Here is a 19,177-nt window from a genome sequence, read left to right on the forward strand (position 1 = left end):
GCCTGGCTGAATAAGGTTAGGCGACCCTATTGCGTCTTAGTGAAATCTCAGTTAGCGTCCGTGCGCGCCCTCAGTGGCGGCTACCCACTTTTAAGGAGATTTCGTGCAACTAGCCCTTCGTCCCGCCGCGTCATGCCCCGAGCCGCAGATGGCTCTGGCACACACCGCGCCGCGCCCCAACAAGTTGCTGCTCGCAAGCGTCGCGATGGTGGGCGCCGGCGCGATGGCCGTCACCCCCGTGGCGCCGAGTGTCTCGGACATCCAGCAGCGCGCCTACGAGATGACGGCGGACGCCAACCCGATTCTCGCGAATCCGGTTGCGGTGTGGGAGGACAACTTCGCGAACGCGTTCACCAACTTCGAGGCACTCGCGGCGTCGCTCACCGATCAGCCGTTCCCGATCCTGAGCCAGATCATCGAGAACCTCTCCACCTACGCGGACACCATCATCGGCGCGCCGGCACCGGCAGACGCACCGCCGCGGCAGCGTGGCACCGGCATCCTCGGCGCCATCCAGGGCATCGAGCGCACGGGCACCCTCTTCGAGACCCGGCTCGCCGCTGCCCAGGAATACCTCGCGTCGGGTGACATCACCGCCGCCTGGGCCGAGATCGAGAGTGCGCTGCTGATCGGCTACGAGAACATCGGCATCCCGCTGCTCGCGCCCCTGAGCATCCCCGGAGACATGCTGCAGAACGCCGCCGACGTGTGGGATTCGCTCTTCACCCGCGGCAACGCGGTGGCCATCACCCGGGGTCTGCTCGCTCCGCCGATCACCTTGAGCTTCGCGCTGGCCAACATCGCCGAGACGGTGTCCAAGGCCGTCGAGAACGGTGACTACGAAGCGGCGCTCACCGCACTGGTGAACGCTCCCGGCATCGCGACCGGCGCGTTCCTCAACGGGTACCGGCCGGTGCTGACGTACGACGAGGACGGCAACCCGCTCACCTACGCCACCGAAGCGTTCCAGGGTGTGTTCTCGCCGCTCGGCACCATCGACCAGTTCCTGGTCCGGCTGCCCCGCGCGATCGCGGCCGCTCTCGCCCCGCCCGTGACCGCCTCGACCGCCTCGACCGCCAAGGTCGTCACCCTCGACCTCCCGGCGGGTGAGGAAGCGACGGAGCCCGCTCTGGCCGCCATCGAGGCCGCCGATTCCGCGACGGCAGGCAAGGCCGGACTCGTCAACGTCGAGGTCGTTGCCGACGAGAAGGTGCCCGCCGCCGAGGCACCGGTCACCGCCGGCGACGTCGTGCTGGAGGAGGGTGCCGAGGTTGCTCCCGCAAAGGACGTCAAGGACGTCCGCGACCCGTTCAAGGCCGTCAGCGACCAGGTGGCCGCGGCAGTCAAGAACGCGCAGGACGGCTTCAAGAACGCCGTGACCGGCGGTCGCCACGCCAGCAACAAGGAAGCGACGAAGAGCGAGTCGGATTCGACGCCGAAGCACGCCAAGGACTCCGAGTCCGACTCGGAGAAGGCCGATTCGAAGACTGATGCGAAGGCCGATTCGAAGGCCGATCCGAAGTCGGACGCCACGTCCGATTCCGGATCCAGCGCCAAGTCCGGCGCCGCCGAGTAACACCCCGCAACGAGCCGGGCCCCCTCCCTTCGGAGGGGGCCCGATCTCGTCACGGGGCGGCTAGATCTGCTGGGAGTACGGCACGTCCATGTCGTAGAGCCGGGCATGGAGCACGGTGCGGTTCCGCAGCGCCGAGCGGACCGCGCGGTGTAGGCCGTCCTCCAGGTAGATCACGCCCTGCCAGCGCACCGCGTGCGGGAAGAGGTCGCCGTAGAAGGTGGAGTCCTCCGAGAGCAGCCGGTCGAGTGCCAGCACCGTCGTGGTGGTCACGATCTCGTCCAGCCGGATCTGCCGAGGCGGGATCCGCGACCACTCGCGATAACTCAGACCGTGCTCGGGGTAAGGCTTCCCGTCGCGAACACCCTTGAAGATCATCGACGCGCCTTCGGTAGCTCTGCCCCCTCCACGAGGAAGGTTAGCCGAGCGAGCGCCGCAGGGTAGGCATGCCTACCACCCACGATGGGTAACACAGCCGCTGAGCACCGTAAACTGGATACGAACTGCGCTGTGGTCCCGCGGGAGAGGTAGGTGAACAGAATGAGTAGTGCCGACGACCGTCGCTTCGAGGTACTGCGTGCCATCGTCGCCGACTTCGTCGCCACCAAGGAGCCGATCGGATCCAAGTCTCTCGTGGAGCGCCACAATCTCGGGGTGTCCAGTGCGACCGTCCGCAACGACATGGCCGTGCTGGAGGCCGAGGGTTACATCACCCAGCCGCACACCAGCTCCGGCCGGGTGCCCACCGAGAAGGGGTACCGCGAATTCGTCGATCGCCTCGACGACGTCAAACCGTTGTCGTCGGCGGAGCGGCGCGCGATCCTCAAATTCCTCGACAGCGGCGTCGATCTCGACGATGTGCTGCGCCGGGCGGTGCGGCTGCTGGCGCAGCTGACCCGCCAGGTCGCGATCGTCCAGTACCCGACGCTGTCGACCTCCACCGTGCGCCATCTCGAGGTGGTGGCACTCACGCCGGCGCGGCTGCTGCTGGTGGTCATCACCGACACCGGGCGCGTCGACCAGCGCATCGTCGAACTCGGCGACGCCATCGACGAACACGAGCTGGCGACCCTGCGCGATCTGCTCGGCCAGGCGCTGGACGGTAAGCGGCTGTCCGCGGCGTCGGTGGCGGTCTCCGACCTGGCCTCGCACCTCACCGGCAGCCCCGGGATGTCGCACCGGCTGGCCGATGCCGTCGGCCGGTCGGCCACGATCCTGGTCGAGACGCTGGTCGAACACACCGAGGAGCGGCTGCTCCTCGGCGGGACCGCGAACCTGACCCGCGCCACCGCCGACTTCGGCGGCTCGCTGCGCTCGGTCCTCGAAGCCCTCGAGGAACAGGTGGTGGTGCTGCGATTGCTCGCCGCCCAGCAGGAGGCGGGCAAGGTCACCGTGCGGATCGGGCACGAGACCGAGGCCGAACAGATGGCCGGGACGTCGGTGGTCACCACCGCGTACGGCAGTTCGGGCAAGGTCTACGGCGGAATGGGTGTGGTCGGGCCCACTCGTATGGACTATCCGGGAACTATCGCCAATGTCGCGGCGGTTGCTCTCTACATCGGCGAAGTCTTAGGCAGCCGGTAACACCGGCACGGAAACCGCCGGGAAGTCACCGGCAACTGAAAGGTCAAGCGTGGCACGCGATTATTACGGCCTGCTCGGGGTGAGCAAGGGTGCGAGCGATCAGGAGATCAAACGCGCCTACCGCAAGCTCGCCCGCGAGTTGCACCCCGACGTCAATCCCGACGAGGAGGCCCAGGCCCGGTTCAAGGAGATCAGCGCCGCCTACGAGGTGCTCTCCGATCCGGAGAAGCGGCGCATCGTCGACCTCGGCGGTGACCCGCTGGAGAGCGCGGGCGCCTCGGCGAACGGATTCGGCGGCGGATTCGGTGGTCTCGGTGACGTGTTCGAGGCGTTCTTCGGCGGCGGCGCGACCTCGCGCGGCCCGATCGGCCGGGTCCGGCCCGGCTCCGACTCGCTGCTGCGGATGCGACTCGACCTGGCGGAGTGCGCCACCGGTGTGACCAAGCAGGTCACCGTCGACACCGCGGTGCTGTGCGACCTGTGCCACGGCAAGGGCACCCACGGCAACTCGACGCCGGTGGCCTGCGACACGTGCGGCGGGCGCGGCGAGATCCAGACGGTGCAGCGCTCGCTGCTCGGTCAGGTGATGACGACCCGTCCGTGCCCGGTGTGCGGCGGTGTCGGCGAGGTGATCCCGGATCCGTGTCACCGCTGCGGCGGGGACGGCCGCGTCCGCGCCCGGCGTGAGATCAGCGTCAAGATCCCGGCCGGTGTCGGCGACGGGATGCGCGTGCGGCTCGCCGCGCAGGGCGAGGTCGGCCCCGGCGGCGGTCCGGCCGGCGACCTGTACGTCGAGGTGCACGAGAAACCGCACGACGTGTTCGTGCGCGACGGCGACGACCTGCACTGCACGGTGTCGGTGCCGATGGTCGACGCCGCGCTGGGCACCACTGTCAGCGTCGACGACATCCTCGGCGGGCCCATCGAGCTAACCATCGCGGCCGGCACCCAGCCCGGCGCAGTGACGACGCTTCGCGGCCACGGGATGCCGCATCTGCGCTCGGGGGTCCGTGGCGACCTGCACGCCCACATCGACGTCGTGGTGCCGTCCCGGCTCGACCACACCGACATCGAACTGTTGCGCCAGCTCAAGGAGCACCGCAGCCGCGACGTCGCCGAGGTCCGCACCAGCAGCTCACCGGCCTCGTCGAACGCCGGCGGGCTGTTCAGTCGGCTTCGCGAGACGTTCACCGGTCGCTGACCTTGAGCCGGCCGCTCTTCTACGTCGACGCGGTCCCGGAGCCCGGCCATCTCGTCGTCGTCGACGGCGACGAGGGTTTCCACGCGTCCAACGTCCGGCGCACCCGGCCCGGTGAACACCTGGACCTCGGCGACGGCGCGGGCGCGGTGGCGCACTGCGTGGTCGAGGAGGCCGCCAAGGGCAGATTGACCGCCCGGGTGCTGGACCGTCGGACCGTCGCGGCGCCCACCCCGGCGGTGACCGTCGTGCAGGCCATTCCCAAATCGGAGCGCTCGGAGCTCGCGGTGGAGTTGGCCACCGAGGCCGGCGCGGACGCGGTGGTCGCCTGGCACGCCGCGCGGTGTGTGGCCCGCTGGGACGGACCGAAGGTCGACAAGGGGTTGCGGCGCTGGCGGTCGGTGGCCCGGTCGGCGGCGCGCCAGTCGCGGCGCGCGCACATCCCGCCGGTCGACGGTGTGGTGACGACGGGCGAGCTGGTCGGCCGGGTGACCTCGGCGGTGGCCGACGGCGCGGCGGTGCTGGTGCTGCACGAATCGGCGACCGCGCCGCTCACCGAGCTTTCACTGGCTGCGGCGGCATCGGTGATGCTGATCGTCGGGCCCGAGGGCGGTATCGCAGACGACGAGATCGAGGCGCTGGCCGCGGCGGGGGCCAACGCGGTCCGGCTGGGTCCGACGGTGCTGCGCACCTCCACTGCGGCGGCGGTCGGCCTGGGCGCCCTAGGCGTGCTGACGCCGCGCTGGCAGTGACATCGTGAACGCCGCGCACACCTGCCACGCCAGGATCGGGTAGACGCTCGCGCGTTCCCACACCGGTGCGGGTAGCACCTCGACGCCGGCCCACGCCTGCGCGACCAGCACGGTGAGGCTGACGAGCCCGGCGCCGCCGAGCAGCCGGGAGATGCGCCGATAGCGAACCCCGCGGTGCAGCGACGCGCCGGCCACCGCGGCCGCATTGCCGCCCACGATGGCCAGCGCCGCGCCGACCAGGTGCAATGCGCCGTCACCGGCGTGCACGGTTGCGACGAGGACGTTGCCCACCGCGTTGGCCGCCGCGAAGGCCAGCAGCAGGGGGCGCCGCAGGCCCGCCGCCAGGACCGCACCCAGCAGGAACAGACCGCCCTGGACAGCGAACGCGACGTTCATCGGCGCCGCGAGAGGCTGACCGGGCACGCCGAGATCGCTGATGTAGTCGGAGGCGTAGCTGTAGGACGGCCGGTAGGCCGCGGCGGCGAGCGCCTCGGCCGTCAGGTAGACCGCCGCGCCCAGGATCCAGGCGGTCGCGGCGGCGCGGGGTCGAGGGGTCATCGGCGCCCACCAGGTTAACCATTGGGGCGGTGTCGTACCCGGCGGTAGACTGGGACCAGCAACGACACCGCCGTCGGGTCGAACAGCGCGCCAGAACAGACACAGAAAGCAGGCAGAAAGCAGCACGTGACGCCCCGCGAAACGAACGCTGACTCGTCCGGGTCTTCGCCGGCCTCCACCCCGGCTCCGACCTCCAGAACGGGCCCATCCAGCACCGGCGCCCCGGTACGCAGCAGCATCGATGTTCCGCCCGACCTCGTGATGGGCCTGCTCGGCTCGGCTGACGAGAATCTGCGCGCACTGGAGAAGCTGCTGTCCGCGGACCTCCACGCGCGCGGCAACGCGCTCACCCTGACCGGTGAACCCGCCGATGTCGCACTCGCCGAACGCGTGGTCTCCGAGCTGATCGCGATCGCCGCGGGCGGCCAGACGCTGACCCCGGAGACGATCCGGCACAGCGTCGCCATGCTCACCGGCACCGGCAACGAATCGCCCGCCGAGGTGCTGACCCTCGACATCCTGTCGCGGCGCGGGAAGACGATCCGCCCGAAGACGCTGAACCAGAAGCACTACGTCGACGCCATCGACCAGCACACCATCGTGTTCGGGATCGGTCCGGCCGGCACCGGCAAGACCTACCTGGCCATGGCCAAGGCGGTCAGCGCACTGCAGACCAAACAGGTCAGCCGCATCATCCTCACCCGCCCCGCCGTGGAAGCCGGTGAGCGCCTCGGCTTCCTGCCCGGCACGCTGAGCGAGAAGATCGACCCCTACCTGCGGCCGCTCTACGACGCGCTGCACGACATGATGGACCCCGAGCTCATCCCGAAACTGATGAGCGCCGGGGTCATCGAGGTCGCACCGCTGGCGTACATGCGGGGTAGGACGATCTCGGACGCCTTCATCATCCTCGACGAGGCGCAGAACACCACCGCCGAGCAGATGAAGATGTTCCTGACCCGCCTGGGCTTCAACTCGAAGATCGTCGTCACCGGTGACATCACGCAGATGGACCTGCCCGGCGGCGCCGAGTCGGGGCTGCGGGCGGCGATGCGCATCCTCGACAACATCGACGACATCCATTTCGCCGAGCTCACCAGCGCCGACGTGGTCCGGCACCGCCTGGTCGGCGAGATCGTCGACGCCTACGCCCGGTTCGAGGAGCCCGCACAGCTCAACCGGGCCCAGCGGCGGGCGTCCAACGGCCGGCCCCGGCGGTAGCGCGCATGAGCATCGAGGTGTCCAACGAATCGGGCATCGACGTCTCCGAAGAGGAGTTGATCAGCGTCGCCCGATTCGTCATCGACAAGATGAACGTCAACCCGGCCGCCGAGCTGTCCATGGTGCTGCTCGACACGTCGGCGATGGCCGATCTGCACATGCGGTGGATGGACCTGCCCGGGCCCACCGACGTGATGAGCTTCCCGATGGACGAGCTCGAACCCGGCGGCCGCCCCGACGCGCCCGAACCCGGTCCCGCCATGCTCGGCGACATCGTGCTGTGCCCGGAGTTCGCCGCAAAACAGGCCGAGACCGCAGGACATTCGCTCGGCCACGAACTGGCGTTGCTGACCGTGCACGGCGTGCTGCACCTGCTGGGCTACGACCACGCCGAACCCGACGAGGAGAAAGAGATGTTCGGGTTGCAGCGTGAACTCCTCGAGGGATGGGTGGCCGACCAGGTCGAGGCCTACCACGTCGACCGCCAGACCGAGCGGGACCGGCGGCTGCTGGACAAGTCCCGGTACTTCGACGAATGAGCGGACTACCGCAGCTCATCGGAGTCATCGCCCTCGTCGCCTTCGGTGGGTTGTTCGCGGCGATCGACGCCGCCCTGAGCACCGTGTCGATGGCCCGCGTCGAGGAACTCGTGCGCGACGAACGTCCGGGCGCGGTCCGGTTGTCGCGGGTGATGAACGAACGCCCCCGCTACATCAACCTCATCGTGCTCCTGCGGATCAGCTGCGAGGTGACCGCCACGGTGCTGTTGGCCGCCTACCTGGACGGCCACCTCGGTGTCAGCTGGGGACTGACCGCGGCCGCCGGCATCATGGTGGTCGCCAGCTTCGTCGCCGTCGGCGTCGGACCGCGCACCGTGGGGCGGCAGAACGCCTATCCCATCGCGCTGTACACCGCGCTTCCGTTGCAGGCGATCTCGGTGCTGCTCACCCCGATCAGCCGCCTGCTGGTGTTGATCGGCAACGCGCTCACGCCGGGTCGCGGCTTCCGTAACGGTCCGTTCGCCTCCGAGATCGAGCTGCGTGAGGTCGTCGACCTCGCGCAGCAGCGCGGGGTGGTGGCCGACGACGAACGCCGCATGATCCAGTCGGTGTTCGAACTCGGCGATACCGCGGCGCGCGAGGTGATGGTGCCGCGCACCGAGATGGTGTGGATCGAAAGTGACAAGACAGCCGGCCAAGCCACCTCCCTGGCGGTACGCAGCGGGCACTCCCGCATCCCCGTCATCGGGGAGAACGTCGATGACGTGGTCGGCGTGGTGTACCTCAAAGACCTTGTGCAGCAGACGTACTACTCCGTCAACGGCGGCCGCGACACCACCGTCGTGCAGGTGATGCGCCCCGCGGTGTTCGTCCCGGACTCCAAACCGCTCGACGAACTGCTGCGCGAGATGCAGCGCGACCGCTACCACATGGCGCTGCTGGTCGACGAGTACGGCGCCATCGCCGGGCTGGTGACCATCGAAGACGTGCTCGAGGAGATCGTCGGTGAAATCGCCGACGAGTACGACACCGACGAGGTGGCGCCCGTCGAGGAGCTGGGCAACCGGGAGTACCGGGTGTCGGCGCGGCTGCCGATCGAAGATCTCCGCGAGCTGTACGACATCGAGTTCGCCGAAGATCTCGACGTCGACACCGTCGGCGGTCTGGTGGCCTACGAACTGGGCCGCGTTCCGCTGCCGGGCGCCGAGGTCACCTGGGACGGCCTGCGCCTCAAGGCCGAAGGCGGCCCCGACCACCGCGGCCGGGTCCGGATCGGCACCGTGCTGATCAGCCCCACCGAACCCGAACCCGACGACGACGAAACCGAGGAACGCGGTGACTGAACTCGACCCCGAGGACACCAAACTCGTGGTGCTGGCCCGCGGCGCGATGGCGCGCGCGGAGGCCGGCAGCGGCGCGGCCGTGCGCGACCTCGACGGCCGCACCTACGCTGGCGCGCCCGTGGGTCTGTCCGCGTTGTCGCTGACCGCCCTGCAGGCCGCGGTCGCCGCGGCGGTGTCGAGCGGAGCCGCGGGTCTGGAGGCGGCGGTGCTGGTCGGCGGTTCGCCCGACGATGCCGGGGTGGCCGCGGTGCGTGAGTTGTCCGCCGACGCCGCGGTGATCGTCACCGACCGCGCGGGGACGGTCGTGTGAGCGAGTTCCGTTCGGGATTCGTGTGTTTCGTCGGAAGGCCGAACACCGGTAAGTCGACGCTGACCAACGCGCTCGTCGGCGCGAAGGTGGCGATCACGTCGAACCGGCCGCAGACCACGCGGCACACCATCCGCGGCATCGTGCACCGCGACGACTTCCAGATCATCCTCGTCGACACGCCCGGACTGCACCGGCCGCGGACGCTGCTTGGTCAACGGCTCAACGATCTCGTGAAAACCACCTACTCCGAGGTCGACGTGATCGGCCTGTGCATCCCCGCCGACGAGGCGATCGGGCCGGGGGACCGGTGGATCCTCGAGCAGATCCGCGCCGTCGCGCCGAGGACCACGCTCATCGCGATCGTCACCAAGATCGACAAGGTGCCCAGAGACCGGGTCGCCGCCCAGCTCGTCGCGGTCAGCGAACTGGTCGGCCCGGAGGCCGAGATCGTCCCCGTGTCCGCGACCGCCGGTGAACAACTCGACGTGCTGACCCGTGTGCTGGCCGACAAGCTACCGCCCGGCCCGGCGTTCTACCCCGACGGCGAACTGACCGACGAGCCCGAGGAAACGCTGATGGCCGAACTCATCCGAGAGGCCGCGCTCGAGGGGGTGCGCGACGAACTGCCGCACTCACTGGCCGTGGTCATCGACGAGGTCAACCCGCGCGAAGGCCGTGACGACCTGATTGACGTCCACGCCATCCTCTACGTCGAACGCGACAGCCAGAAGGGCATCGTGATCGGCAAGGGCGGGGCGCGGCTGCGTGAAGTCGGCACCGCCGCCCGCACGCAGATCGAGAAGCTGCTCGGGACGAAGGTCTACCTCGACCTGCGGGTCAAGATCGCCAAGAACTGGCAGCGCGACCCCAAACAGCTTGGCCGGCTGGGTTTTTAGGGAGACGGGGCCCACCACGCCGGGGGTTGGCGTGTCACCCAGCCGTTGATCGCCTCGAGTTCGGCGGCCAGCGAGATCAGAAGTGGCTCGCTGGCTTCGGGCCCCATCAGCTGGACACCGATCGGCAGCCCGTCCGAGGTGAAGCCGGCGGGCACGCTGATCGACGGCCAGCCCAGCAGATTCCACGGCCACGTCACCGGGCACGCCTTGATCATCGCGCGGTCGGTGGACAGTCCGCCGCGCCCGTCGAAGTCGTGCACCGGTGGTGCGGGCAGTGCCGTGGTGGGCGCCAGCACCACGTCGGCGATGTTGAACACCCAGCCGATGCGCCGCTGCGCCGCGGCCTCCTTGGCTCGCGCCTTGCGCAGCACGTGTTCGCTCAACAGTCGGCCGGTGCGCAGGTTGGCCTTCGTGCGCTTGTCGAAGACGACGTCGTGTCCCAGCCGGTCCGCCCAGTCGAGCAGCCCGGATGTGGAGCGCGACAGGAAGTTCCACGACATGCCGACGGTGTAGTCGGGGTCGGCGGGCTTCACGGTGTGGCCGAGTTCCTGCAGTTGGCCGGCCACGGTGTGCATGGCGGCGCGGATCTCGGGGTGCAGCTTGGCCCTGAACAGGGTGAACGGGAACTTCGTGGACATCCCGATCCGCAGCGGGCCGGGGGCGCGTCCGACGTAGTCCGACACCCGGACCGGTTCCGGCCGGTGCAGGTCGCCCGGTGCGTTGCCCGACGCGGCGTCGAGGACGAGTGCGGCGTCGGCGACGGTGCGTGCGAGCACGCCGTTGACGGTGATGCCGTTGAACGCCTCGGGCAGCGGCCAGGTGGAGATGCGGCCCCGCTGCGGTTTGATGCCGACGAGGTGACACCAGGCGGCGGGGATCCGCACGCTGCCCGCACCGTCGGAGCCGATCGCCGCGGTGACCAGACCGGCGGCCACGGCCGCGGCGCTGCCGCCCGACGAGCCGCCGGGGGTGTGGTCGCGCGACCACGGATTGCGGGTGTGGCCGAACGCGGGCCCACTGGTGAACGGCCACTGGCCGAGTTCGCAGGTGTTGGTCTTACCGACGATCACCGCACCGGCGGCGCGCAGCCGGCGCACCACCTCGGCGTCCTCGCGGGCCGGGCGGATGTTGCCGTCGGCACCGAAGCGGGTGGGCACCCCGGCGATGTCCACGTCGTCCTTCACCGCGATCGGAATCCCCAGCAGCGGGCGCTCGATGCCAGCGGCTCGTTCGCGGTCGGCGCGGGCCGCGTCGGCCGTCGCCTGTTCGGCCAGCACCACCCGAAAAGCGTTGAGGGAGGGTTGGCTGGCGGTGATGGCGTCCAGCGATCGGCGCACCAGTTCGGCAGCAGTGACCGCACCGCTGGCCAGCTCATACAGCTGGTCGGTCAGGGTGGGGAAGGCGGTGCGGGGCGGGCGGGAGAACGGCGAGTCGAGCATCACTGCCGAGAGTAATCGGCGTGCTTGGCGGCCTCTGTCACAGTGCGGTGAGAGACTCTACGGATGCGGCTGTATCGGGACCGCGCCGTCGTGCTGCGCCAACACAAGCTGGGTGAAGCCGACCGGATCGTCACCCTGCTGACCCGCGACCACGGGCTGGTCCGCGCGGTCGCCAAAGGGGTGCGCCGTACCCGCAGCAAGTTCGGTGCGCGGCTGGAACCGTTCGCCCACATCGACGTCCAGCTCCATCCCGGCCGCAACCTCGACATCGTCACCCAGGTGCAGGCGATCGACGCGTTCGCCTCCGACATCGTCAGCGACTACGGCCGCTACACGTCGGCGTGCGCGGTGCTCGAGACCGCCGAACGCCTCGCCGGTGAGGAGCGGGCCCCGATGCCCGCGCTGCACCGGCTGACCGTCGGCGCTTTGCGCGCGGTCGCCGACGGCAGCCGGCCGCGTGAGCTGGTGCTGGACGCGTACCTGTTGCGCGCCATGGGAATCGCGGGCTGGGCGCCGGCGCTGACCGAATGCGCCCGCTGCGCCACTCCCGGCCCGCACCGGGCGTTCCACGTCGCGGCAGGCGGCAGCGTGTGCGTGCACTGCCGGCCGTCGGGGTCGGTGACCCCGCCACAGGCGGTGCTGGACCTGATGTCGGCGCTGCACGACGGCGACTGGTCGGCCGCCGAGGCGTCGACGTCGTCGCACCGCAGCCAGGCCAGTGGTCTGGTGGCCGCGCATCTGCAGTGGCACCTGGAACGACAGTTACGGACATTGCCGCTGGTGGAGCGCGTCTACCGGGTCGATCATGCGGTCGCTGACCACCGGGTTTCACTGTTGCGGCAGGATATGCACCGTGGTGACGAACCGGGTGACCAGCTCGCGGCGGGGAGCTGAGCGAAAGAAGTCGCAATTCCCGCAGCTCGACCCACCGGCCGACGACTACCCGACCTTCCCCGACAAGTCGACGTGGCCGGTGGTGTTCCCCGAGCTGCCGCGCAATACCAACGGCAGGTTCGCCCGCCCGCCGCAACACACCAGCAAGGCCGCCGCGCCCAAGATTCCCGCCGACCAGGTGCCGCAGCACGTCGCGGTGGTGATGGACGGCAACGGCCGCTGGGCCACCCAGCGCGGTCTGCACCGCACCGAGGGTCACAAGATGGGCGAGGCGGTGCTCATCGACATCACCTGCGGGGCCATCGAAATCGGCATCAAACACCTGACGGTGTACGCGTTCTCCACCGAGAACTGGAAGCGCAGCACCGAAGAGGTGCGCTTCCTGATGGGGTTCAACCGTGAGGTGGTGCGCCGCCGCCGCGAGAACCTCAACGACATGGGCGTGCGGATGCGCTGGGTCGGGTCGCGGCCGCGGATGTGGCGCAGCGTGAGCAAGGAGTTCGACATCGCCGAGGAGATGACCGTCGACAACGACGTCATCACCATCAACTACTGCGTGAACTACGGCGGGCGCACCGAGATCGTCGAGGCCGCGCGTCAGCTCGCGCAGGGAGCCGTCGACGGCACGGTGAACCCCAGCCGGATCACCGAGGCGGCGTTCGCCAAACACCTGCACCGGCCCGACATCCCCGACGTCGACCTGTTCATCCGCACCTCGGGGGAGCAGCGGGCGAGCAACTTCCTGCTCTGGCAGTCCGCGTACGCCGAGTACGTCTTCCAGGACAAGTTGTGGCCGGATTACGACCGCCGCGACCTGTGGGCGGCGTGCGAGGAGTACGTCAGCCGCAACCGAAGGTTCGGGCGCGCCTGATGGACCTGCAGCCGCGGTTGGCCGCCGTGCTCGACGGATTCGTCGACGCGGTGAGTCGCGAACCCGACGGCGCGCTCACGGTGCGCCACGACGGGACGATCGCGTCGCTGCGGGTGGTCGAGATCGCCGAGGGCCTCGACCTGGTGTCGCTCACCCAGATCTTGGCGTGGGATCTGCCGCTGGACGCCAAACTGCGCACCGCGGTCGCCGACCATGCCCACGGCACGCTGCTGGGCACGGTGTCGCTGGCGGCCAAGAGCAGCCCGAAGGAGATCGCGGCGGGTGCGAAGCGGAACTCGAAGAAGGCCGCTGATGTGCTGCTGCGCTACAACTTCCCCGCGGCCGGGCTGTCGGACGAGGCGCTGCGCACGCTGATCCTGCTGGTGCTCAGTGCCGGGGCGGACATCCGCCGCGACCTAACGGGCTGAGCCGACCGCGCAGTCCCCGCACACCCCGAAGATCTCGATGGTGTGGCTGACGTCGGAGAACCCGTGTTCGCGGGCGATGTCGGCGGCCCACGTCTCCACCTGACCGCCCTGGATCTCGACGGTGGCCCCGCAGGTCCGGCACACCAGGTGGTGGTGGTGGTCGGCCGAGCACCGGCGGTAGACCGACTCGCCGGTGTCGGTGCGCAGGGTGTCGACCAGTCCGGCCTCGGCCATCGACTGCAGGGTGCGGTAGACCGTCGTCAGCCCGATGCCCTCACCGCGCTGTTTGAGCGCGTCGTGCAGTTCCTGGGCGGAGCGGAAGTCGTCGAGTTGTTCGAGCAGTTCGGCGATCGCGGCCCGCTGCCGGGTCGCGCGGACCGGTGCCGGGCTCACCGCGTGTCCTCGGCGGCGTGCGCGACGGCGTCGGTGACGATGTGCACCAGATGCGCGTCGACGAGGCGGTACAGCACCTCCCGGCCCGAGCGCTCACTGGCCACGACGCCCGCCTGTTTGAGGATGCGTAGATGCTGGCTGACCAGCGGTTGCGGCACGCCGAGCGCGTCGACGAGTTCGTGCACACAGCGCGCCGAATGCTGCAGGTGCAGCACGATCGCGATGCGCACCGGCGCGGCCAGGGCACGCAGCAACTCACCGGCGGTGTCGAGGACCTCGCGGGTCGGCAGTTCCGGCAGGGGTGCGGTGCCGTGCTCGTGGGAGTCCGGCGGCGCGGTTCTGGAAACCATTTTCATTATGGCTGCCACCATACATGCATCGATCTGCATGTCAACGGCTGCCGACGCGGTGGCGTTCGGCGATCTGAGCGCCCACTACGCTGTTGCACCGTGGCTCCATCTTCTTCGATCATCGACACCGTTGCGAACCTGGCGAAACGCCGCGGCCTCGTCTTCCAGTCCGGCGAGATCTACGGCGGCACGAAGTCGGCGTGGGACTACGGTCCGCTCGGGGTGGAGCTCAAGGAGAACATCAAGCGGCAGTGGTGGCGTTCGGTGGTCACCGGCCGCGACGACGTCGTCGGTCTGGACAGCGCGATCATCCTGCCCCGCGAGGTGTGGGTGGCCTCCGGTCACGTCGAGGTCTTCAACGACCCGCTCGTCGAATGCCTGAACTGCCACAAGCGACACCGGCAGGACCACATGCAGGAGGCGTACGCGGAGCGGAAGGCGTCCAAAGGAGATGACGCAGTCGATCCGGATTCCGTCCCGATGGACGAGATCACCTGCCCGGACTGCGGCACCAAGGGCCAGTGGACCGAACCGCGCGACTTCAACATGATGCTCAAGACCTACCTCGGCCCGATCGAGACCGAGGAGGGGCTGCACTACCTGCGGCCCGAGACCGCACAGGGCATCTTCGTCAACTTCGCCAACGTGGTGACCACCGCCCGCAAGAAGCCGCCGTTCGGGATCGGCCAGATCGGCAAGAGCTTCCGCAACGAGATCACGCCGGGCAACTTCATCTTCCGCACCCGCGAGTTCGAGCAGATGGAGATGGAGTTCTTCGTCGAGCCGTCGACCGCCAAGGAGTGGCACCAGTACTGGATCGACACCCGCCTGCAGTGGTACGTCGACCTCGGTATCGACCGCGACAACCTGCGGCTCTACGAGCACCCGAAGGAGAAGCTGTCGCACTACTCGGACCGCACGGTCGACATCGAGTACAAGTTCGGCTTCGCCGGCAACCCGTGGGGTGAGCTCGAAGGGGTGGCCAACCGCACCGACTTCGACCTGTCCACGCATTCGAAGCACTCGGGCACCGACCTGTCGTTCTACGACCAGGCCAGCGACACCCGCTACACGCCGTACGTGATCGAGCCCGCGGCCGGCCTCACCCGCTCGCTGATGGCGTTCCTGGTCGACGCCTACACCGAGGACGAGGCGCCCAACGCCAAGGGCGGCGTCGACAAGCGCACGGTGCTGCGGCTCGATCCGCGACTCGCGCCGGTCAAGGCGGCCGTGCTGCCGCTGTCGCGCCACGCCGACCTGTCACCGAAGGCCCGCGACCTCGCCGCCGAGCTGCGGCGGTCCTGGAACGTCGAGTTCGACGACGCCGGTGCGATCGGCCGGCGCTACCGCCGCCAGGACGAGATCGGCACGCCGTACTGCATCACCGTGGACTTCGACTCGCTGGAGGATCACGCCGTGACCATCCGTGAGCGCGACACGATGACCCAGGATCGCATCGGGATCGACGCGGTCAGCGACTACCTGGCGGTGCGGCTCAAGGGCTGCTAGGAGCGGCTGTCAGAAGCGGCCGCCGCCGCCGAGCATCCCGCCGCCTCCGCCACCGGACCCGCCGAAGGAACCCGGGCCGAACCCGCCGCCGCCGAACCCGCCGCCCCCGAAGCCGCCGCGCATGCCGCCGCTGAGGATGTTGCCGATCAGGATGCCGCCGATCATCGCGCCCATGTTGCCGCCGCCGCCCCCGCCGTAGCGGCCCATGTAGGCCTGCTGCGCGTACTGGACGTCGGCGTTGGCCAACTGCTGGGCCTGGGCGGCCAGCATGGCCGCACCGTTCGCATGCGCGATCGCCGCGGCGGGGTCGGTCGAGCGCTTGGCGTCCGCCGCGCTGATCTGGCGTACCGCCTCGGCCAGCCGGGTCCGGGCCTCGGGCCCGATGCTGCCGCGGCGGGTGTCGATGAAGTCCGACACCGAACGCACCCGGGAGCGGGCCACGAACAGCGCCTCCTCGAGCGCCCGGTTCAAGCGGTCGGCGGCTTCGCGCTCCTGTTCGACGGCGGCCAGCAGGCGGTCGAGGTCGGCGTCGGCCTCCGTCAGGTGGGTGAAGGCGCCGAGCGGGTCGGTGGCGCCGGATCGCTGCGCGGTGGCGACGGCCCCCGCGGCGGCGTCGCGTGCGGCTTCGAGCTGGGCGCCCTGCGGGACGTTGCCGCCGGCCAGCAGCTCACCGGCCTGCCGGATGCCGGCCTGGGTGTCCTCGATCACCGCGGGCAGCCGGTTCGCCGCGCGCCGGATGTCGGTGGCGGCGCTGTCGACCGCGTCGAGCAGCGAATCGGCCTGGCTCAGCGACGATTCCGCAGCGCGCACCGCATCGACGAGTTCGGACTGCGCACCGGCGACCGGCCGGGCGGCCAGTTCCCGGCCGCGGGTGATGTTCTGGTCGGCGAAGGTCAGCAGTTCTCCGGCCGCGTCGACGTTGCCCGCGACCGAGGTCAGCGCGGCCGCGTCGAACTCGGTGTGCAGCGCGGCCAGCTTCTGGCGAGCCGGTTCGATGCGCGCGGTGATGTCGACGACGCGCTGGGTCAGACCGTCCAGCCGCGACGGCGCGTTGATCACGAGCTCGCGCAGGTTCTCGAAGGCCTCGGTCTGCGCGTCGAGTTCGCGGTCGGCCTTCGCCGCGGAGACGATCACGCGGGTCAGCAGGTCGCGGCGCTGGGCCGGTGTCTCGGGGATCGCGTCGTCGAGCTGGTGGCGCACGGTGAACGCTTGGGCGAGTGTCTGTTTGGCGTTCTCGACGGCGCGGGTGAACGGTTCGGTGCGTTCGTCGCCGAACTCCTCGACGGCCAGTGCCAGCTCGTTGCTGCTGGTGCGCACGGCGTTGTCCACCTCGACGACCATCGACTTGGACAGTTCGTCGAGGGCGTCGAGCGACACCGACGCCAGCGCGTTGGGATCGCTCGGATCGACCTGGCGGGCGCGCTCGATCTCGGCCGCGCGCCGCCGCCGGCGCCGTCGTCGCGCCCACACCCACAGGAGCAGCACGGCCACCGCGATCACGCCCAGCGCGATCAGCATCCCGCCCCAGGCGATCGTTCGGGGTGCGGCCGCGTTGTTCAGCCCGTCGGCCGCGGCCACCGCGCCGCCCGCCCAGTCGCTGTCGCGCAGCGCCGGCTCGACCTGGTTGCGCCGCACCTCGTCGACCTCCGCGGCGGTCAGGTCCGAGACCGTCGAGGGCACCTGCAGCGCGTACGCGCGGTCGACGGTCGCGACGGCCAGCAGCGCGTCGAAGCTGCCCAGGTCGCTGATCTGCATGGTGCTGCGCGCCCAGTTGACCGCACCCTGGCCCGAGAAGTCGTCGACGAACACCACCCACAGCCGGATCTTGCGGTCGGTGTAGAGGCGGTCCACCGCCTCCTGGACCTGCCCGCGCTGCGCCGCGCTCAGCACACCGGCCTGGTCGGTGACGTAGCCGGGCAACCGGAACGGCGGTTCGGCGGCGGTCACCGGTGCGAGCAGGACCCCCGCCGTCAGGACGGTGGCCAACAGGGCGAGCAGTCGCGTGATGCGCATGGTCGTCAATGTAGTGCCGCACACAGCACGACCTGGATCAGACGGGCGGACGGTGCTGGCAGACTGTGCCTCGGTGAACCCACGACCGCAGGCCGGCTACGACGAGTTCGACCGCCAACGACTGGTGGCCGAACCGGCGAAGAGTGCCGTCCTCCCGGGCACGGGGACCGAGCACCGCACCGATTTCGCGCGCGACCGCGCCCGCGTGCTGCACTGTGCCGCGCTGCGCCGGCTCGCCGACAAGACCCAGGTGGTCGGCCCGCGCGAGGGGGACAACCCACGCACCCGGCTGACCCATTCGCTCGAGGTGGCCCAGATCGGCCGCGGCATGGCCGTCGGCCTTGGCTGCGACCCCGACCTGGTCGACCTCGCCGGGCTTGCCCACGACATCGGCCACCCGCCGTACGGGCACAACGGCGAACGCGCGCTCAACGACATCGCCAAATCCTTCGGCGGCTTCGAGGGCAACGCGCAGAACTTCCGCATCCTCACCCGTATCGAGCCCAAAGTGCTTGACCCGCAGGGCCGGAGCGCGGGGCTCAACCTGACCCGGGCGGCGCTGGACGCGGTGACCAAGTATCCGTGGCAGCGCGGCGACCGGACCAAGTTCGGCTTCTACGACGACGACGCCATCGCGGCCGACTGGGTCCGCGACGGCGCCCCGCCCGAACGGCCCTGCCTGGAAGCCCAGGTGATGGACTGGGCCGACGACGTCGCCTACTCGGTGCACGACGTGGAGGACGGCGTCGTCTCGGGGCGCATCGACCTGCGGGTGCTGGCCGACGACGATGCGGCGGCCTCGCTGGCGCGCCTCGGCGCCGACGCCTTCCCCTCGCTCGCGCCCGATGATCTGCTGGCCGCCGCCGAACGGCTCTCGGAGATGCCGGTGGTGGCCGAGGTGGGCAAGTACGACGGCACGCTGACCGCCTCGGTGGCGCTCAAACGGATGACCAGTGAACTGGTCGGCCGGTTCGCCAACGCGGCGATCACCGCGACGCGGGCCGTCGCCGGCGACGGCCCGCTGCGGCGCTTCGACACCGAACTGGCCGTGCCCACGCTGGTGCGTGCCGAGGTGGCGGTGCTGAAGATGCTGGCGCTGCAGTTCATCATGTCCGACCACGGCCACCTACGGGTCCAGGCCGATCAGCGGACCCGCATCCACGAGGTGGCGCTGATCCTGTGGGGGCAGGCGCCGGGCAGCCTCGATCCGTTGTTCGCGCCGCAGTTCGCGGCCGCCGAGGACGACGGCACCCGGTTGCGCGTGGTGATCGATCAGATCGCGTCGTACACCGAGGGACGGTTGGAACGAGTGCACGAGGCGCGCTCGCCCAGACCACTAGACTGA

20 protein-coding genes are annotated in these 19,177 nt (G+C 69.9%); 14 read left to right on the top strand and 6 right to left on the bottom strand.

The annotated features are described in order from the left end of the window. Positions 1 to 103 precede the first annotated feature (103 nt). The gene (locus G6N30_RS04095) at positions 104 to 1,576 is read left to right on the top strand and encodes a hypothetical protein (RefSeq protein ID WP_134060241.1); all 1,473 of its coding nucleotides are present in this window, start codon (positions 104 to 106) and stop codon (positions 1,574 to 1,576) included. 60 nt (positions 1,577 to 1,636) lie between these two features. Here G6N30_RS04095 and G6N30_RS04100 read toward each other — a convergent pair whose 3' ends face one another. Continuing rightward, the gene (locus G6N30_RS04100; protein ID WP_011560844.1) at positions 1,637 to 1,951 is read right to left on the bottom strand and encodes a type II toxin-antitoxin system VapB family antitoxin; all 315 of its coding nucleotides are present in this window, start codon (positions 1,949 to 1,951) and stop codon (positions 1,637 to 1,639) included. Between the two features lie 162 nt (positions 1,952 to 2,113). Here G6N30_RS04100 and hrcA point away from each other — a divergent pair, with 162 nt between their 5' ends. Genes hrcA through G6N30_RS04115 form a run of 3 tightly spaced genes read left to right on the top strand, consistent with a single transcriptional unit; the run spans position 2,114 to position 5,107 of the window. Continuing rightward, positions 2,114 to 3,157, top strand: a complete 1,044-nt coding sequence (gene hrcA, locus G6N30_RS04105) for a heat-inducible transcriptional repressor HrcA (protein ID WP_134060243.1) — start codon at positions 2,114 to 2,116, stop codon at positions 3,155 to 3,157. Positions 3,158 to 3,206: 49 nt separating this feature from the next. Next, complete coding sequence (gene dnaJ, locus G6N30_RS04110; protein WP_134060245.1) at positions 3,207 to 4,358, top strand: molecular chaperone DnaJ; 1,152 nt, start codon at positions 3,207 to 3,209, stop codon at positions 4,356 to 4,358. Between the two features lie 2 nt (positions 4,359 to 4,360). Continuing rightward, positions 4,361 to 5,107, top strand: a complete 747-nt coding sequence (locus tag G6N30_RS04115; protein ID WP_134060247.1) for a 16S rRNA (uracil(1498)-N(3))-methyltransferase — start codon at positions 4,361 to 4,363, stop codon at positions 5,105 to 5,107. On the opposite strand, the gene G6N30_RS04120 is transcribed toward G6N30_RS04115, so the two are convergent. Beyond that, positions 5,078 to 5,665 carry a DUF998 domain-containing protein gene (locus G6N30_RS04120; RefSeq protein WP_134060249.1) on the bottom strand — a complete coding sequence of 196 codons (588 nt, stop codon included), beginning with the start codon at positions 5,663 to 5,665 and terminating at the stop codon, positions 5,078 to 5,080. The two genes, G6N30_RS04115 and G6N30_RS04120, sit on opposite strands and share 30 nt — an antisense overlap. Before the next feature lie 126 nt (positions 5,666 to 5,791). On the opposite strand from G6N30_RS04120, the gene G6N30_RS04125 reads away from it, so the two are divergent. Genes G6N30_RS04125 through era form a run of 5 tightly spaced genes read left to right on the top strand, consistent with a single transcriptional unit; the run spans position 5,792 to position 9,935 of the window. After that, positions 5,792 to 6,886, top strand: coding sequence for a PhoH family protein (locus tag G6N30_RS04125; RefSeq protein WP_134060251.1), 1,095 nt, complete (start codon positions 5,792 to 5,794; stop codon positions 6,884 to 6,886). A gap of 5 nt (positions 6,887 to 6,891) precedes the next feature. After that, positions 6,892 to 7,425, top strand: a complete 534-nt coding sequence (ybeY, locus tag G6N30_RS04130) for an rRNA maturation RNase YbeY (RefSeq protein ID WP_134060253.1) — start codon at positions 6,892 to 6,894, stop codon at positions 7,423 to 7,425. Continuing rightward, positions 7,422 to 8,729 (top strand): hemolysin family protein, encoded by a 1,308-nt coding sequence (locus tag G6N30_RS04135; RefSeq protein WP_134060255.1) that lies wholly within the window; start codon positions 7,422 to 7,424, stop codon positions 8,727 to 8,729. Before ybeY ends, G6N30_RS04135 begins: the two co-directional genes overlap by 4 nt. Further along, the gene (locus G6N30_RS04140; RefSeq protein ID WP_134060257.1) at positions 8,722 to 9,039 is read left to right on the top strand and encodes a cytidine deaminase-like protein; all 318 of its coding nucleotides are present in this window, start codon (positions 8,722 to 8,724) and stop codon (positions 9,037 to 9,039) included. Before G6N30_RS04135 ends, G6N30_RS04140 begins: the two co-directional genes overlap by 8 nt. Next, positions 9,036 to 9,935, top strand: coding sequence for a GTPase Era (gene era, locus G6N30_RS04145; protein ID WP_134060259.1), 900 nt, complete (start codon positions 9,036 to 9,038; stop codon positions 9,933 to 9,935). Before G6N30_RS04140 ends, era begins: the two co-directional genes overlap by 4 nt. Here the strand turns inward: era and G6N30_RS04150 are convergent. Beyond that, the gene (locus G6N30_RS04150; RefSeq protein ID WP_134060261.1) at positions 9,932 to 11,374 is read right to left on the bottom strand and encodes an amidase; all 1,443 of its coding nucleotides are present in this window, start codon (positions 11,372 to 11,374) and stop codon (positions 9,932 to 9,934) included. The genes era and G6N30_RS04150 overlap by 4 nt on opposite strands. A 63-nt stretch (positions 11,375 to 11,437) precedes the next feature. Between G6N30_RS04150 and recO the strand changes: the two genes are divergently transcribed. From recO to G6N30_RS04165, 3 genes are read left to right on the top strand one after another with little or no spacing between them, the layout of a single operon-like run. Beyond that, positions 11,438 to 12,268 carry a DNA repair protein RecO gene (gene recO / locus G6N30_RS04155; protein ID WP_134060263.1) on the top strand — a complete coding sequence of 277 codons (831 nt, stop codon included), beginning with the start codon at positions 11,438 to 11,440 and terminating at the stop codon, positions 12,266 to 12,268. Next, a complete protein-coding gene (locus G6N30_RS04160; RefSeq protein ID WP_134060350.1) occupies positions 12,243 to 13,139 on the top strand; it encodes a decaprenyl diphosphate synthase in 897 nt (298 codons plus the stop codon). The genes recO and G6N30_RS04160 overlap by 26 nt, the downstream gene beginning before the upstream one ends. Beyond that, entirely contained in the window at positions 13,139 to 13,567 is a 429-nt protein-coding gene (locus G6N30_RS04165; protein WP_134060265.1) for a hypothetical protein, read from the top strand. The genes G6N30_RS04160 and G6N30_RS04165 overlap by 1 nt, the downstream gene beginning before the upstream one ends. Here the strand turns inward: G6N30_RS04165 and G6N30_RS04170 are convergent. Together G6N30_RS04170 and G6N30_RS04175 are read right to left on the bottom strand one after the other, a co-directional pair. Continuing rightward, a complete protein-coding gene (locus G6N30_RS04170; RefSeq protein ID WP_134060267.1) occupies positions 13,556 to 13,960 on the bottom strand; it encodes a Fur family transcriptional regulator in 405 nt (134 codons plus the stop codon). The two genes, G6N30_RS04165 and G6N30_RS04170, sit on opposite strands and share 12 nt — an antisense overlap. Then, positions 13,957 to 14,316: an ArsR/SmtB family transcription factor gene (locus tag G6N30_RS04175; RefSeq protein ID WP_134060269.1), complete on the bottom strand. Its 360-nt coding sequence runs from the start codon at positions 14,314 to 14,316 to the stop codon at positions 13,957 to 13,959. The genes G6N30_RS04170 and G6N30_RS04175 overlap by 4 nt, the downstream gene beginning before the upstream one ends. Positions 14,317 to 14,409: 93 nt before the next feature. Here G6N30_RS04175 and G6N30_RS04180 point away from each other — a divergent pair, with 93 nt between their 5' ends. Further along, positions 14,410 to 15,819: a glycine--tRNA ligase gene (locus G6N30_RS04180; RefSeq protein WP_134060271.1), complete on the top strand. Its 1,410-nt coding sequence runs from the start codon at positions 14,410 to 14,412 to the stop codon at positions 15,817 to 15,819. A gap of 9 nt (positions 15,820 to 15,828) precedes the next feature. Here G6N30_RS04180 and G6N30_RS04185 read toward each other — a convergent pair whose 3' ends face one another. Continuing rightward, positions 15,829 to 17,832: a TPM domain-containing protein gene (locus G6N30_RS04185; protein WP_134060273.1), complete on the bottom strand. Its 2,004-nt coding sequence runs from the start codon at positions 17,830 to 17,832 to the stop codon at positions 15,829 to 15,831. Between the two features lie 73 nt (positions 17,833 to 17,905). On the opposite strand from G6N30_RS04185, the gene G6N30_RS04190 reads away from it, so the two are divergent. Further along, the gene (locus G6N30_RS04190; protein WP_134060274.1) at positions 17,906 to 19,177 is read left to right on the top strand and encodes a deoxyguanosinetriphosphate triphosphohydrolase; all 1,272 of its coding nucleotides are present in this window, start codon (positions 17,906 to 17,908) and stop codon (positions 19,175 to 19,177) included.

The organism is Mycolicibacterium litorale (genome assembly GCF_010731695.1).
Lineage (GTDB): Bacteria > Actinomycetota > Actinomycetes > Mycobacteriales > Mycobacteriaceae > Mycobacterium > Mycobacterium litorale.

Bases quoted from the DNA above. Each gene is read 5' to 3' on its own strand.
- ybeY (WP_134060253.1), top strand. From the start codon at position 6,892: ATGAGCATCGAGGTGTCCAACGAATCGGGCATCGACGTCTCCGAAGAG.
- G6N30_RS04120 (WP_134060249.1), bottom strand. From the start codon at position 5,665: ATGACCCCTCGACCCCGCGCCGCCGCGACCGCCTGGATCCTGGGCGCG.
- G6N30_RS04135 (WP_134060255.1), top strand. From the start codon at position 7,422: ATGAGCGGACTACCGCAGCTCATCGGAGTCATCGCCCTCGTCGCCTTC.
- G6N30_RS04100 (WP_011560844.1), bottom strand. From the start codon at position 1,951: ATGATCTTCAAGGGTGTTCGCGACGGGAAGCCTTACCCCGAGCACGGT.
- G6N30_RS04150 (WP_134060261.1), bottom strand. From the start codon at position 11,374: ATGCTCGACTCGCCGTTCTCCCGCCCGCCCCGCACCGCCTTCCCCACC.
- G6N30_RS04165 (WP_134060265.1), top strand. From the start codon at position 13,139: ATGGACCTGCAGCCGCGGTTGGCCGCCGTGCTCGACGGATTCGTCGAC.
- G6N30_RS04185 (WP_134060273.1), bottom strand. From the start codon at position 17,832: ATGCGCATCACGCGACTGCTCGCCCTGTTGGCCACCGTCCTGACGGCG.
- recO (WP_134060263.1), top strand. From the start codon at position 11,438: ATGCGGCTGTATCGGGACCGCGCCGTCGTGCTGCGCCAACACAAGCTG.
- G6N30_RS04175 (WP_134060269.1), bottom strand. From the start codon at position 14,316: ATGAAAATGGTTTCCAGAACCGCGCCGCCGGACTCCCACGAGCACGGC.
- hrcA (WP_134060243.1), top strand. From the start codon at position 2,114: ATGAGTAGTGCCGACGACCGTCGCTTCGAGGTACTGCGTGCCATCGTC.